We start from the raw sequence: 14,634 nt of genomic DNA, 5'->3' as shown, positions 1-14,634 counted from the left end.
CATGACAACGCTCGCCATTCGTCCGGCGCACAGCACGGATATCGACCGCATCATGGAACTGGAAAGGCATGGCTTTCCGGCGCCGATTCGTGAAAGTCGCGCCGTCATGCAACACCGGCAAGAACATTTTCCTGCAGGATTTCTGGTGCTTGAAAGCGATGCCGGCGAGGTGATCGGCTATTTCTGTTCCGAGCTGTGGGATCGCGACGCTGGCATTGATGCAAACAATTTTGCGGTCGGTCACGATATTCGTGACGTGCATCGCGCAGACGGCAACCGGCTCTATGTATCCTCCATGACCATCGATCCGCATCATCGTGGCAATGGCATGGGACGACAATTCTTTACGCAATGTCTTGCACACGTGCGCTGCGCCATGCCGCAAATACGGCATTCGACCCTGATGCTGAGTGCCGAATGGACCGGCGCACATCGCATCTATCGGCAAGCAGGTTATGCCGAAGCGATCCGACTCCCCAACTTCTTTTCCAGTATTGCGCATCACGATGCCGATGCCATTGTGATGCATAGGGACTTTGCATGATACGTTCGCTCTGGCTGATCTTGATCGTTGCATGGGGTATTGCCCACGCCGCGGACGTACGCGTCGTGCCCATCACCATCCTTGATAAGCAGCAGGATGGTCCGCTTTATCCACGCTCATTGCGCATGCCATTCATCACTCTGCCTGATGCGGCAGTCGCTGCCGACATCAATGACAGACTGTTTATTGGGCAGCTCAACGGCCTGGCACCGGCAAAACTAACCGACACACTCGACAGCATCAACCTGCGACTGGATGGATTGGCCGAACAGGATTTCGAACTGGTGCGACTGGACAGACGCATCCTGTCCTTGCGTTTTGATGCAGAAGGTTGTGGTGCGTATTGCGAAAGCTATAGCGTCGCCTACAGCTTCGATCTGAAAACAGGACGCAAACTGAATCACACGGATTTATTCACGCCCTCCGGCATGCACATGGTCGCCGAAAAAATGCGCAGGGAAAAACAGCGCTTGTACAGGAATCAGATTGCCGCCCTGCAAAAAACATTCAAAGCAGAACAGAGGAAATCGACGCCCAATCCTGACGAACTTGCCGATTTGCAGGAGCGACTGGAACTGAACAGGGAATGTGCAGAACGCATCCACGAACAAAGCGATGATCGCGCTGCATTTCACTATAGATGGAGCTTTTTGCCGCAACACGCCAGTCTCCACGCCGGACGTTGCAGCAACCACGCCAGCCGTGCACTGGATGATGTCGGCGATATCGAATTGCCTTTACACTACGCCACGCTGCGGCCGTATATGACGGCCTATGGAAAAAGCATTTTGCTAGACGAAGGCACTGTCGATATCCATAACGTCTACGGACAAGTCTTGCGTGGCAATCTGGGGAAACAACCGGTTGTGATGCTGCTGGAAAGACACGAAGATAGTTCGATTTCCGGCACTTACTTCTATAGCAAATACCGCAAAGCCATTGATCTGTATGGGCGCGTCAACGGCAAACGGATTGAACTGGATGAGCGTGATCCCGAAGGCAAGATCATCGCCCGCATGCAACTGCACATGGACGGCAATCGCCTGCGTGGAACATGGCAGCAACACGACCTGCTGCCCATCGATTTGCATGCGCCCTGACATCGGCTGATACTGGCATCGCGACATCAAATAAAAAAGCGCATCGCCTTGCGGCCGATGCGCCTTTAACTAGTCTTTGCTGAATTAGTGCGAACGGATCATCGTGCCAAAAGCCTGTTCGGTCAGCACTTCCAGCAGCAGCGAATGTTCGATACGGCCATCGATGATGTGGACGGTATTGACGCCGGATTTTGCCGCATCCAGTGCCGAAGAAATCTTTGGCAACATGCCACCGGAAATCGTGCCGTCGGCAAACATCTCGTCAATTTCACGCGCCGACAGATCGGTCAGCAATTCGCCCGCCTTGTTCTGCACGCCGGCAATATTGGTCATCATGATCAGCTTTTCGGCTTTCAGGATTTCTGCAATCTTGCCTGCGACCAGATCGGCATTGATGTTGTATGCCTGACCATCATCGCCAAAGCCGATCGGCGAAATGATCGGAATGAACGCATCGTCCTGCAAGGCTTTGACAACCGCCGGATTGATCGCCTCGATCTCGCCGACAAAACCGATATCGAGAAATTGACCTGGCTTTTCCTTGTCCGGCATCTGCATCTTGCGTGCACGGATCAGACCACCGTCCTTACCAGTCAGACCAACGGCCTGGCCGCCGTAGTGATTGATCAGCATGACGATGTCCTGCTGCACCTCGCCCCCCAGAACCCACTCGACCACTTCCATCGTTTCTTCATCGGTGATACGCATGCCCTGCACGAACGTACCTTGCTTGCCGATTTTCTTGAGTGCGTTATCGATCTGCGGACCGCCACCATGGACGACCACCGGATTCATGCCAACCAGCTTGAGCAGAATCACGTCGCGTGCGAAACCATGTTTGAGGTGCTCCTCGGTCATCGCATTGCCGCCGTACTTGACGACAATCGTTTTGCCGTGAAACTTGCGGATATACGGCAGCGCTTCGGCCAGAATTTCCGCCTTGCTTTGCGGTGAAACGCCAGTGAGATCAACGGTAGAATCGGTCATGTCAGGTCCTGAAAAACAATGCCCGCGATTTTACAGGGAATGCCGATTGTTTTCTGTACGCTGCGGTAAATTACCGATTATTGCGCGACGATGTTGCACAAAAGTCATAAGCCGCGCTCATCACCCCCAACCCATTCACCTGTCTCATGAGTATTTGCCCGCAATGCCATACCGCCTTTCTTTGCGGTGTGGTCGATACCGACAAGCCGGCGGCCTGCTGGTGCATGGACTCGCCACGCCAGCCGCCTGCGGATACAACAATCGTCAGTGAAAATCTGGCCGGAAAAAGCTGCCTTTGTCAGGCATGTCTTGGCGCCTTGCGCGCCACCCGTCCTGCTACCGTACCGACAGAGAGCAAGTAAGACTCAGGCACACTCGCGCCATTGCTGACGCGGGAACGCCTCTTTAATACGATCGATATTCTGCTTGAGGGGCGCATCCATGCTGCGCAACTGAAACGCTACGCGCACAGCGCCGGTGCCATGCATGCCGACACGTGCCGTACGTACGCCCTTTTGCGTTAATGCGGCAAGATGATTGCGCGCCGATTCTTCGGTGCGGAACACGCCAAGGGAGATGCCCCACTGCAAAGGAGAATTGTCCTGAATCACAAAATAATCCGTCACGCCCAGCTTGGTCAGCTCGCTGCCTTTGCGGTCGGCCGCATCCTTGTTGCCCAGCGGCGGGATATACACAATGTGACGCATGTTGTCTTGCACCTCGCGCCGCACCAACCTCTCCCCCAGTGCCAGCGAGGCAAGACGTGACTCAAACCGTTGTGCTTCTGCCGTATCGAAAGTGCCGATTTCAGTACAGGCCACGACTGCCGACGGCGTCGCGGCATTGGCTGCAGTTGGTGCTGCAGTCACTGCTTCGGGTCCCGGCTCGGCGGGCGCATCCGTCGCCGGCACCTCCGTTTTTTGCACCGGCGGCGTCGGTGCAATGATAGTCAGTCGCTCCGGATGCAATTGCTGGGACAGGCGTGTCGGCTCGTGATTTTTCTTCACGCCTTCAAACCAGCCCTGCTGATACGCCAGCAAGCCGCCATTGATCACCAACAAGAGCCCGAACAGAATTTTCAGCATGAGGAAGTCGCTACCGTTTGCAGACCAATCAAAACCAGATTATCGATGCGTTCGAACGGAATCGACAATTGGGGGGCGATCAAGTCTGCCGCGCCGCCCGCCAGAATGCAAGTCACGTTCTCTGCGCGCGTCTCATTGCGCAGCGCCGTCACTGCGCGCTCAATCGCACCAGTTTGCGCCATCAGGCAGCCACTGACGATCGCCGCATCCGTATGATCGGCAAAAGGCTGGGCATGCGTTTGCAAGGCAACTTGCGGCAACTGCGCCGTATGCTGTGCCAATGACGCGGTCATCAAAGCGATCCCCGGCAAAATCATGCCACCAACGAACACACCATCTGCGGACACCGCATCGATCGTCGTTGCCGTCCCGCAAGTCGCCACGATCAGGGATTCATCCGGCCGCATTGCCCGCGCTCCGATGGCTGCGGCAAACCGATCACAACCCAGTTGCGCGGGATTGCGATAACGATTGCGCACACCTGCACGCTCAGCGGAAGAAGCAAACCACTCAACCGGCACGTGCGGCTCCAACACTGTATTCAGCACTTCCTGCAAGGCCTGTCGCAAGGCTGTGCCAGCCACATTGGCGATCAGTACGCGCCCGATCGCCGCATGCGCCCAGATCGCTTGCACGGAAGGCAGTTCAGCATGCGACACACTGCCTGCGGCGTCCCATTTTCCTGGCTGATCAGAAAGCGAAGCATCCACCAGCGCCCATTTCACACGGGTATTACCGGCATCGATCAGTAACAACATGCTCTCAATCCTCCGCCATGCGCAACGAGACATCGCCAGCGATCACGGCCACTTGACCCTCTGGCGTATCCAGCAGCAGACGTCCTTCCGCATCGACACCCGCTGCCTGCCCCTGATATAAGACACGGCCCTGATCCACGATCTTCACATCCTGTCCGGCATACGCATCCAGTGCATTCCACCGCGCCACGAATGCAGCAAACCCGTCACGTTCAAACTGTTGCAGCATCGCGCTCAAACCACCCAGCAACGCGCCCATCCATTCTTCCCTGTCGTAATCAACATCGCTGGCATCGGCCACGGCACGGGAAAGTGTCTGACTCAGCTCGCCCGAACGCGCCAGATTGATACCAACACCGATCACGACCCACACTGCATTGCGATCATTGCGATCGACCGCCGTTTCGATCAGCACGCCGCCCAGTTTCGCACCATGACGCAATACATCGTTAGGCCATTTCAATCGGGTATCAAGACCAAATGTATTCAATTGTTGCGACACCACGCAGCCAATTGCCAACGACAAGCCGCTCAACGCCTGCAAAGGCAAGGCCAGTTTCCATGCCAGTGAAAAGGTCAATGCACCGTTTTCGGGCGCAAGCCATGCGCGCCCCGCACGACCTTTGCCCGCCGTCTGCTGCAGGGCCCAACGCACTGTCGGCTGTGCGAGTGTCGTGGCACGCGCCAACAGATCCGCGTTGGTGGAACCGGTTTCGGCAACGATTTCGATCGCGACATCGCGTGCCGCCAGTCCGGCCAGCGTGGCCACGCGCACAGAATCAGGGAGAGCTTGCATGTGCGCATTGTAGCCGAGCGGCCTGATGACACAACGCAGACAGATGCGTCCGTGCGGCAACGCACGTGACGAAGAAATGTTTCTCCCTTACACTTGGCCGCATGCCCGATCACGTTGCCCCTTCCCTTGGCCTTAGTCAGGACGACCACGCCACTGCGACCGCCAGTGGGTCGTGGCATGTGCGTGCGCTGACAGAACCGCAAACCATGGCGCGCATCAACCTCGCGTTGAAGACCGCTGGCTCGTCCAAAACGCAACACTGGGATCTATCGCAGATCGAGGCGCTGGATTACATCGGTGCGCAATTGCTGTGGAACGCATGGGGCAAGCAACGTCCGACCGATTTGAAACTGGCACCGCAACACGAGGATTTTTTCGAACGTCTGGAAGAAACCGGCACGCTCGATATGCGCAAGGCGCAGAAGAAGCATTGGTATTCGCTGGACGCCATACTGCAGCGCAAGCTGAATCTGGTCGATCACCTGCTTGGCTTCGTGACACTGATCGGTCAACTGACCATCGATTTCGGCCGCTTCTTGCGTCAGCCGCAACGCGGACCATGGAAAGAAATTTCCGCCAACATCTTTCATACCGGTTATCAGGCACTCGGCATCACGGCACTGGTCGGCTTTCTGATTGGCGTGGTGCTCTCCTATCTGTCAGCACAGCAACTGCACCAGTTTGGCGGCGACATCTATCTGGTCAATATTCTTGGCATGGCAGTCATCCGTGAACTCGGGCCGCTGCTGGCAGCGATTCTGGTGGCCGGCCGCTCCGGATCTTCGATTACGGCGCAACTTGGCGTGATGCGTGTGACGGAAGAACTGGATGCCATGCTGGTAATGGGCATGCCACACGGTTTCCGGCTGATCCTGCCCAAGGTCATCGCGCTGGCGATATCGATGCCGCTGTTGGTCGTCTGGACCGACGCAATGGCCCTGATCGGTGGCATGGTGGCCGCCAATCTGGAACTCGGCATGAGCTACAAATATTTTCTGCGCGAACTGCCGGACGCTGTGCCGCTTGCCAATTACTGGATCGGCCTTGGCAAAGGCGTAGTCTTTGGCGGTCTGATCGCGTTGGTGGCCTGTCACTTTGGTCTGCGCATCAAGGCCAATACCGAAAGTCTGGGGCAGGGCACCACGATCTCGGTTGTCACGGCCATCACAATCGTGATTCTGGCCGACGCTGTGTTTGCCATCATTTTCACGGGGGTCGGATTTTGAACGAATGCGATCCGATTGAGCCCAAGGAAGGGAAAGAGCCGATCATCGAGATCGAGAACCTGCGTACGCAATTTGGCGATACGGTTGTGCATCAGGATTTGAACCTGACCATTCATCGCGGCGAGATCGTTTCGTTGGTAGGCGGTTCAGGCTCCGGCAAGACAGTCCTGCTGCGTCAGATGCTGGGGCTGACGCGACCCGCAGCCGGCTCGGTGCGCGTGTTTGGCGAAGAGATCAATCGCATCAGTAGCGACCACCTGCAACAATTGCGCGCGCGCTGGGGCATGCTGTTTCAGCACGGTGCCTTGTTCTCGGCGCTGACCGTATTCGATAACGTGGCACAGCCATTGCGCGAACTGCGCGTGCTGCCCAAGGAAGTGGTGCGCGACGCGGCGTTGCTGAAATTGCAGATGGCAGGGATCGGCCCCGAACATGCGCGCAAGATGCCGTCCGATCTGTCTGGCGGCATGATCAAGCGTGTCGCATTGGCACGTGCTCTGGCGCTCGATCCGGACCTCGTTTTTCTGGACGAACCGACCGCTGGTCTGGATCCGAATGCCTCGGAAAGCTTTGTCGATCTGATCCGCGAACTGCACCACGAAATGAAGCTGACCGTGGTCATGGTGACGCACGATCTCGATACGCTGTTTGCGCTGTCATCGCGCGTCGCGGTACTGGCTGACAAGCATATCATCGCGTATTGCGCGCCGGACAAGGTGGTGGAGTTCAAGCATCCGTTCATTGAAACCTTCTTCCGCGGTGAACGCGGGCAGCGCGCATTTGAGGCGTTGCCGGAGAATCAGGAATATAAGAAAGAGCACGAATAACTGGCAGCGCATTATGGAAACGCATCATGGAAAATAAAGCTCATGCACTGATGGCCGGGATCTTTACGATCGCGCTGCTGATTGCCGCCGCGCTGATTGCGATGTGGTTCAACCGCGATCGCGAAGAACGCATTCCCTACGAAATCGCCACCAATCTGTCTGTTCCCGGACTCAATCCGCAAGCCGCCGTGCGGTATCGCGGACTGGATGTCGGACGCGTCAACGAGGTTCTGTTCGATCCGGAACAACCGGGCCGCATCCTGATCCGCTTTGGCGTCTCCAAGAACACGCCGATTACCAATTCGACTTTTGCCACCCTGAGTTACCAGGGCGTCACCGGTCTGGCGTACGTCCAACTGGATGACACCGGCAGGGATCCCACCTTGCTGCCATCATCGAAAAACAAGGTGGCACGCATTGAATTGCGCCCCGGCCTGCTCGACACGCTGCAGTTGCGGGGACTGGCGATCCTGAGACAGACAGAGGAAGTTGCACAGAAACTCAACACCTTCCTCTCCGATGACAACCAGAAGAAGATGATTGCCGCCTTTACGGATGTCAGCGAAGCTGCCGACAAAATCGCTACCATCCCGGATAAATTGCAACCGGCACTGGATGAATTCCCGGCGCTGACGCGCAATGCGAATCAAATGGTCATTTCGCTCAACAAACTGTCGGATGACGCTACCGTCCTGACCGGCAACCTGAATACCTTTGCAACCAGACTGAACGCCGAGGATGGTCCGCTGGCCGGCTTCAGCGGCGCGGTCGACAATGTCGGCTCGGCTGCTTCGGTCATCGAATATCAGGCCGTGCCGCTCATCAATGAAACCAAGACCTCGATGCGCGCCCTCAATCGCACTCTGGAAAATTTCAATCAGCGGCCGCAAAGCATTCTGTTCGGCAACGGTGCGCCACAACCGGGACCGGGCGAACCCGGCTTCAGGGCTCCATAACATGTACGGTCATCTGGGAAGGATCTCGACGATGTTTTCAACACACACCACGATGCAGTTACGCCGCCTGTCGATTGTCTGTCTGCTGAGCGCTGCACTGGCTGGTTGCGCCAGTGATGTGCCACGCACCACACTGCTTGACCTGGGCCCTGTCCGTACACAAGCGACGACGGCCACAACCCTGCCGGCCATCAGTCTGGCCGATGTGCAGGCACCGGCATGGCTTGATAGCCAGATGATGTTCTATCGCCTTGACTATGCCAACGATCTGCAACCACGCGCGTACTCGGCCAGTCGCTGGAGCATGCCGCCCGCCCAGTTGTTTGCACAACGCTTGAAAGCCAGCCTGAGTCGCGCCGGCGGTACCGTGATCGCGGCCTCCGACGGTGCGATCAACCTGCCGACGCTTCGGCTGGACATCGATGAGTTTTCGCAGCGTTTCGACAGCGCGTCGAAGAATCATGGCGAAGTTGCTGTTCGTGCCTCGCTATTTGACGGCCGTGTTCTGCGCGCGCAGAAAATGTTCATGCATAAAGTCCCGTCGTCATCCGCTGACGCACAAGGTGGCGCGGCTGCTTTGGCCGCCGCCAGCGATGCCGTCATTGCTGACATGAGCACATGGCTCGCGACCCTGCCGCCGAAACGCTGATCCAGCAGCTGCCACCCGCACCGCCGCGCGAACCTTCGGTTTTCGCGCGCGGTGTGCTGCTTGCCTATCTGGCGCTGATCATCTATGCCAGCTTGTATCCGTTTTCAGGCTGGGAACGCATGGGTATTCCGCTCGAAAACTATCTGTTCGAGCAGATACCGCCGCGTTACTGGACCGGCTTTGATGTCGTCACCAACATCCTTGGCTATGTGCCACTTGGCGTGCTTGCGGTGTATGCGTTTTATCCGACCGTTCGCGGCGTCGCTGCGTTACTGCTGGCAGCATTGCTCGGCATTCTGGTGTCGGGTTCGATGGAAGCGCTGCAAAGTTTCTTGCCAACGCGTGTCACGTCCAATCTTGATTTTCTGACCAACAGCGCGGGCGCTCTGATTGGTGCTGTCATCGGTGCCTTTACTTACCATCAGGTGCTGGAACGCAGCGGTCTGCGTCGCATCCGCCATCGTCTTTTCACGCCGCAGGCAAGTCGTGGCATCGTGGTGCTGGCCTTATGGCCGTTGGCACAAATCTATCCGCAGAGCTATCTGTTTGGCACCGGACAATTGCTGCCGGTTATCTCGGACTGGGTTTCGATGCTGACCGATGCACCGATCGATTTGAGTGCGTGGCTGCGAAACGACATGCCGCTGTCCGCAACGCAATACTGGCAAGTTGAAATTCTGGTCACCAGTTGCAGCACGGCTGCGGCGCTGCTGGCCTGGTTTCATATCCTGCGCGAAAAGGCGCCGCGCATCCTGTTGGTCATCGCCATGCTGGCAGCCGCATTGGCAGTCAAGACCTTGTCCATGGCGCTGCTTTTCAAACCGCAGAACGCATTTGCCTGGTTATCGGAAGGCGCGCAACTGGGCTTGCTGGCCGGCGTTGTGATGGTCGCGGTACTGATCTGGCTACCGGCACGTCTGCAGCGCTATCTGTCGATCACGCTACTGGCCATCGCCTTCGTCGTCATCAATGTGGCGCCAGCCAATCCCTACTTCATCGCGACACTGGAAAGCTGGGTGCAGGGCAAGTTCCTCAACTTCAATGGCGCGGCACAATTTCTGTCCCTGATCTGGCCGTTGCTGGCCTTCTGGTTTCTGTTTCACCGCACGCATCGCCTGAAACGAAGCTGACGGCGGTGTATCATTTGGCTCTTTGACGCGAGCCCCGTAATGACCGAGAACAAACAGCATTTTGGCCAACATCTGTTCATTTGCATGAACCAGCGTGACGACGGCCGCGAATGCTGCGCAGAGAAAGGCGCTGCCGCTGCCCAGCAGCATCTGAAAGCACGCGTCAAGGACCTCGGCCTCAGCAAAACCGGTGCCGTACGTGTCAATCAGGCCGGCTGCCTGGGCCGCTGCGAAGTCGGCCCGGTCATCGTCATCTATCCGCAAGGCACGTGGTACACCTACGTCGATCAGGAAGATATCGACGAAATCATCGACGAACATCTGGTCAACGGTCGCGTGGTCGATCGTCTGGTCATCTGAGCCCGGAATCACGCATGAACGCGCAAACCCACTATTTCTCTCTCGACGGCGTCGCCGGCCTCATTGAATGTGCGCTGGACCTGCCCGCAGACAACCCCCCCGTTGGCGTCGCCCTGATCGCCCACCCCCACCCGCTGTTTGGCGGCACCATGGACAACAAGGTCGTGCATACGCTGACACGTTCATTTGTCACCTTGGGTTATGCCGCATTCCGCATGAATTTCCGCGGTGTCGGCAAGTCGGGCGGCGAATACGATGAAGGCCGTGGCGAAACCGACGATATGGCACAACTGCTGGCACACGCACGCGAACAGTATCCCGATCTGCCGTTTGCGCTGGCCGGTTTTTCGTTCGGCACTTTTGTGCAGACCCAACTGCAGAAACGACTGGAAGAAGCACAAACACCGGCAGAGCGTCTGGTACTGGTCGGCTCTGCGCCGGGAAAATGGCCATTGCCGACCGTGCCGAATGATACGATTGTGATTCACGGCGAACTGGACCACACAATTCCCCTGAGCAATGTTTTCGAGTGGGCGCGCCCGCAAGACTTGCCAGTACTCGTTGTCCCGGGCTCCGACCATTTTTTCAATCGAAAATTGCAACATATCAAGAATCACGTAGTCCAAATGTGGCGCCGCCCGGCCTGACCGGCGCGCCTCTCTGACAAACCCTGTTTTACCTGTCTATCCATCTATTTATTCACCGACGCATACCAGTCGGTATGCGCCTCCAGAAAGTCCGATGAAAAATCTATTTGCGCTGCTTGCCGCCACACTCTTCTCCATTTCCACCGCCTTTGCTCAAGCTGTTCCGTCGCCGACCATCAACGCCAAATCGTGGTTGCTGCTCGATGCAACGAGCAATCAGATTCTGGCTTCGCAAGAAGCCAATATGCGCATCGAACCCGCATCGCTGACCAAGCTGATGACCGCTTACGTGGTATTCAACGCGTTGAAGGAAAAGAAGCTTGACCTCAACCAGATGATCAACGTGTCCGAACACGCATGGCGCGTCGATCCAAGCAGCTCCAAAATGTTCATCGAACCGCGCGTGCCTGTGTCGGTCAACGATCTGCTCTATGGGCTGATCGTGCAATCCGGCAACGATGCCGCCGTTGCGCTGGCCGAAGCCGTGGCCGGCACCGAAGACGTATTCGTTTCGCTGATGAACCGCGAAGCCGAACGCATGGGCATGACGTCGACGCGCTTTGCCAATCCGCACGGTCTGCCGAGCGAAACCAACTATTCGACCGCGCGTGACCTGTCGATTCTGGCTTCGCGTCTGGTGATTGATCATCCGCAGTATTTCGCGACCTATTACTCCACCAAGGAGTTCACGTACAACAACATCAAGCAGCCAAACCGCAATCGTTTGCTGTGGCTGGACCCGACCGTGGACGGCATGAAAACCGGCTACACCACCGGCGCCGGTTTCTGTCTGATTTCGACAGCCAAACGCCCAGCTGGCAACGGCGAACGTCGTCTGATCTCGGTCGTGCTTGGCACCACCTCGGATCAGGCCCGCGCACAGGAAAGCCAGAAACTGCTGAACTGGGGCTTTCTGAACTTTGATGCAGTACGTCTGTACGCCAAGGATCAGGCCGTCGCAACGCCGAATGTCTGGAAAGGGACGCAGAACAGCGTGAAGATCGGCTTTACCCGCGACCTGTGGGTCACGGTACCGAAAGGCACGGCAGACAAGATCAAACCGGTTCTGCAACGCAAAGACCCACTGGTTGCACCGATCGACAAGAACAGCAAGGTCGGCACGCTCAAGATCGAGATCGACGGCCGCACCACTGCAGAACTGCCTGTCGTGGCGCTGGAGCAGGTTGGCGAAGCCGGCATGTTTGGCCGCGCGCTGGATTCGATCCGCCTCTGGCTGCACTGATCGCACCAGAAGCAATCCTCAAAAACGGCAGGTGCGTGCAAGCGACCTGCCGTTTTTTTTTAAATTCACGTTGCCGTTTAAGCAATCAAAAGCGGGATTCCGGGCACGTCGCCTTCGTCCTGTCGCCATTCCCGCTATCATGTCGACTTGGCCGTTTGCACGTTGCAACGGCATGCCCTACACCGATTGCCATGACAGAACAAATTGACCCGAGCGAAAGCCTGATCGAATATCCGAGCGACTTCCCTATCAAGGTGGTCGGCATCATGCACGACGATTTCTCACAAGCGATTGTCGAGGTCGTGACCATACACGACCCGGAATTCCATACCGGCAAAGTAGAAATGCGTCCTTCGTCCGGCGGCAAGTACCTGTCGCTGACCGTGACCGTCCGCGCCACCAGCCGCGAACAGCTCGACAATCTGTATCGCGATCTGTCGGGCCATCCGATGGTGAAGTTCGTTCTCTAAACAGCATCCGGCCCCGCGCATGCACTCCGTCGCCGATCGTCTCGCGCCTGTCATCCGGCAGCGTGGCGTCGAGTCGTATGACATCACGTTTGCTGCCATGCGCGCGTTCACGGATGCGCGTCATGCCGGCACAGCCGATGAGATCTGGATCGTCGAACATCCGCCGGTATACACCCTTGGTCTCGCCGCCGATACGTCGCACGTGCTCGACGCACACGATATTCCGGTCATTCAGACCGACCGTGGCGGCGAAGTCACCTATCACGGCCCCGGACAAGTTGTTGTCTACTTAATGCTTGATCTGCGTCGCAATCATCCGGATGCGCGACTCTTTGCGCGCGAGCTTGTCCACCGCATCGAGCAGGCGGTCATCGACACGCTGGCGGCGTATAATCTGGCTGGTGAACGCCAGTCAGGCGCGCCGGGCATTTATCTGTCCAACGGACCGGCACAGGGTGCCAAGATCGCCGCACTGGGATTGAAGATTCGTGGCAACGGCTGCACCTATCACGGGGTATCCCTGAATGTCGCAATGGATTTGCAACCGTTTTTGTGGATCAATCCGTGCGGTTACGAAGGATTGCAAACCATCGATATGCGCAGTCTCGGCATCGAAGCGAATCTGCAAGACGTGCAGCAAACCCTGACGCAGTTTTTGATTGCGAGCCTGTTCCCCTAGGCTCGCATTTGTATTTATCGGTAGTACAACGAATTAAAAGAACATTTTCATGATTGCGGCAAAGGCCACGCGCCGGCGCCGCCTGTCGTCATCCTGCACCGTGACCCGGTGCTTGTCTGGCGACTACAAACGGAGCGACCAGCCCAATGAGCATCGATAGCCAAGCCCAAAGCACAACACCCGCATCTGCCTACAATCCGAACGAAAAGCAGAAAGGTGCCGCCAAGACCATCCGCATTCCGATCAAGGTGGTGCAGGCCGAACGTCTGCCCAAGCCGGACTGGATTCGCGTGCGCGCCGGCTCGCCATCGACCCGCTTCTACGAAATCAAGGACATCCTGCGCGCCAACAATCTGGTGACCGTGTGTGAAGAAGCCAGTTGCCCCAACATCGGCGAATGCTTCGGGAAAGGTACGGCGACCTTCATGATCATGGGCGACAAATGCACGCGCCGCTGCCCGTTCTGTGATGTTGGTCATGGTCGTCCTGATCCGCTCGACGTCAACGAGCCGGAGAATCTGGCCAAGACAATCGCCGCATTGCGCCTGAATTACGTCGTCATCACTTCCGTCGATCGTGACGATCTGCGCGATGGCGGCGCCGGCCACTTTGCCGAATGCATTCGCCGCGTGCGCGAACTGTCACCGAATACGCGCATTGAAATTCTGGTGCCGGACTTCCGCGGCCGCATGGATCGTGCGCTGGAAATCCTCAATGCCTCGCCACCGGATGTGATGAATCACAATCTGGAAACTGCGCCGCGCCTGTACAAGGAAGCACGTCCTGGTTCGGATTACGAATACTCCTTGAACCTGCTCAAGCGCTTCAAGGATCTGCATCCGAACACGCCAACCAAGTCCGGCATCATGGTCGGCCTCGGCGAAACGGATGAAGAGGTGCTGCAAGTCATGCGCGACATGCGCGCACACAACGTCGACATGCTGACCATCGGCCAGTATCTGATGCCGAGCGGAGATCACCTGCCGGTGCGTCGCTATGTGCATCCGGATACCTTCAAGATGTATGAAGAAGAAGCGTACAAGATGGGCTTTGCGCATGCAGCCGTCGGTGCCATGGTGCGCAGCTCCTACCACGCCGATCAACAGGCGCATGGCGTGACCGCCACCATTGGTCTCGCCAGCCAGCCCACCTAACCCCTGCTTCAGGGAAGAAAGAA

Annotated in this window: 18 protein-coding genes; 14 read left to right on the top strand and 4 right to left on the bottom strand. The window is 57.1% G+C overall.

The window, feature by feature from the left end:
* The first annotated feature begins 1 nt into the window (after position 1).
* Both IEV29_RS10680 and IEV29_RS10675 read left to right on the top strand, forming a co-directional pair.
* The gene (locus tag IEV29_RS10680) at positions 2-544 is read left to right on the top strand and encodes a GNAT family N-acetyltransferase (protein ID WP_188381291.1); all 543 of its coding nucleotides are present in this window, start codon (positions 2-4) and stop codon (positions 542-544) included.
* On the top strand, positions 541-1,644 hold the full coding sequence (locus IEV29_RS10675) for a hypothetical protein (RefSeq protein ID WP_188381290.1): 1,104 nt from the start codon (positions 541-543) through the stop codon (positions 1,642-1,644). The genes IEV29_RS10680 and IEV29_RS10675 overlap by 4 nt, the downstream gene beginning before the upstream one ends.
* A gap of 84 nt (positions 1,645-1,728) precedes the next feature.
* Here the strand turns inward: IEV29_RS10675 and argB are convergent, their stop codons facing one another.
* Positions 1,729-2,631 carry an acetylglutamate kinase gene (gene argB, locus IEV29_RS10670; protein WP_188381289.1) on the bottom strand — a complete coding sequence of 301 codons (903 nt, stop codon included), beginning with the start codon at positions 2,629-2,631 and terminating at the stop codon, positions 1,729-1,731.
* Between the two features lie 146 nt (positions 2,632-2,777).
* Between argB and IEV29_RS10665 the strand changes: the two genes are divergently transcribed.
* Positions 2,778-2,993 carry a cysteine-rich CWC family protein gene (locus tag IEV29_RS10665; protein ID WP_188381288.1) on the top strand — a complete coding sequence of 72 codons (216 nt, stop codon included), beginning with the start codon at positions 2,778-2,780 and terminating at the stop codon, positions 2,991-2,993.
* A gap of 3 nt (positions 2,994-2,996) precedes the next feature.
* Here the strand turns inward: IEV29_RS10665 and IEV29_RS10660 are convergent, their stop codons facing one another.
* Genes IEV29_RS10660 through IEV29_RS10650 form a run of 3 tightly spaced genes read right to left on the bottom strand, consistent with a single transcriptional unit; the run spans position 2,997 to position 5,270 of the window.
* The gene (locus IEV29_RS10660) at positions 2,997-3,716 is read right to left on the bottom strand and encodes an SPOR domain-containing protein (RefSeq protein ID WP_188381287.1); all 720 of its coding nucleotides are present in this window, start codon (positions 3,714-3,716) and stop codon (positions 2,997-2,999) included.
* Positions 3,710-4,474 (bottom strand): type III pantothenate kinase, encoded by a 765-nt coding sequence (locus tag IEV29_RS10655; protein WP_188381286.1) that lies wholly within the window; start codon positions 4,472-4,474, stop codon positions 3,710-3,712. The genes IEV29_RS10660 and IEV29_RS10655 overlap by 7 nt, the downstream gene beginning before the upstream one ends.
* A 4-nt stretch (positions 4,475-4,478) precedes the next feature.
* Positions 4,479-5,270, bottom strand: coding sequence for a biotin--[acetyl-CoA-carboxylase] ligase (locus IEV29_RS10650; RefSeq protein ID WP_188381285.1), 792 nt, complete (start codon positions 5,268-5,270; stop codon positions 4,479-4,481).
* A 101-nt stretch (positions 5,271-5,371) separates the two neighbouring features.
* Here IEV29_RS10650 and IEV29_RS10645 point away from each other — a divergent pair, with 101 nt between their 5' ends.
* From IEV29_RS10645 to lipA, 11 genes are all read left to right on the top strand, one after another.
* Complete coding sequence (locus IEV29_RS10645; RefSeq protein WP_188381284.1) at positions 5,372-6,496, top strand: MlaE family ABC transporter permease; 1,125 nt, start codon at positions 5,372-5,374, stop codon at positions 6,494-6,496.
* Positions 6,490-7,323 (top strand): ABC transporter ATP-binding protein, encoded by an 834-nt coding sequence (locus IEV29_RS10640; protein ID WP_188381814.1) that lies wholly within the window; start codon positions 6,490-6,492, stop codon positions 7,321-7,323. Before IEV29_RS10645 ends, IEV29_RS10640 begins: the two co-directional genes overlap by 7 nt.
* A 26-nt stretch (positions 7,324-7,349) precedes the next feature.
* The gene (locus tag IEV29_RS10635) at positions 7,350-8,279 is read left to right on the top strand and encodes an MlaD family protein (RefSeq protein ID WP_188381283.1); all 930 of its coding nucleotides are present in this window, start codon (positions 7,350-7,352) and stop codon (positions 8,277-8,279) included.
* A gap of 31 nt (positions 8,280-8,310) precedes the next feature.
* On the top strand, positions 8,311-8,928 hold the full coding sequence (locus IEV29_RS10630; RefSeq protein ID WP_229726350.1) for an ABC-type transport auxiliary lipoprotein family protein: 618 nt from the start codon (positions 8,311-8,313) through the stop codon (positions 8,926-8,928).
* Positions 8,898-10,058 carry a VanZ family protein gene (locus tag IEV29_RS10625; protein ID WP_188381282.1) on the top strand — a complete coding sequence of 387 codons (1,161 nt, stop codon included), beginning with the start codon at positions 8,898-8,900 and terminating at the stop codon, positions 10,056-10,058. The genes IEV29_RS10630 and IEV29_RS10625 overlap by 31 nt, the downstream gene beginning before the upstream one ends.
* Before the next feature lie 39 nt (positions 10,059-10,097).
* Entirely contained in the window at positions 10,098-10,418 is a 321-nt protein-coding gene (locus tag IEV29_RS10620) for a (2Fe-2S) ferredoxin domain-containing protein (RefSeq protein WP_188381281.1), read from the top strand.
* 14 nt (positions 10,419-10,432) lie between these two features.
* Complete coding sequence (locus IEV29_RS10615; protein ID WP_188381280.1) at positions 10,433-11,065, top strand: alpha/beta hydrolase; 633 nt, start codon at positions 10,433-10,435, stop codon at positions 11,063-11,065.
* 94 nt (positions 11,066-11,159) lie between these two features.
* On the top strand, positions 11,160-12,308 hold the full coding sequence (locus IEV29_RS10610; RefSeq protein ID WP_188381279.1) for a D-alanyl-D-alanine carboxypeptidase family protein: 1,149 nt from the start codon (positions 11,160-11,162) through the stop codon (positions 12,306-12,308).
* A 191-nt stretch (positions 12,309-12,499) separates the two neighbouring features.
* Positions 12,500-12,778, top strand: coding sequence for an HP0495 family protein (locus IEV29_RS10605; protein ID WP_188381278.1), 279 nt, complete (start codon positions 12,500-12,502; stop codon positions 12,776-12,778).
* Positions 12,779-12,797: 19 nt separating this feature from the next.
* The gene (lipB, locus tag IEV29_RS10600; protein WP_188381277.1) at positions 12,798-13,457 is read left to right on the top strand and encodes a lipoyl(octanoyl) transferase LipB; all 660 of its coding nucleotides are present in this window, start codon (positions 12,798-12,800) and stop codon (positions 13,455-13,457) included.
* Between the two features lie 146 nt (positions 13,458-13,603).
* Entirely contained in the window at positions 13,604-14,611 is a 1,008-nt protein-coding gene (gene lipA, locus IEV29_RS10595; RefSeq protein ID WP_188381276.1) for a lipoyl synthase, read from the top strand.
* Positions 14,612-14,634: the final 23 nt, after the last annotated feature.

It is taken from the genome of Oxalicibacterium faecigallinarum, from assembly GCF_014635705.1.
GTDB classification, from domain to species: domain Bacteria; phylum Pseudomonadota; class Gammaproteobacteria; order Burkholderiales; family Burkholderiaceae_D; genus Oxalicibacterium; species Oxalicibacterium faecigallinarum.
Note: the sequence above shows the minus strand (reverse complement) of the source record. Positions and strands in the feature narration are given on the sequence as shown.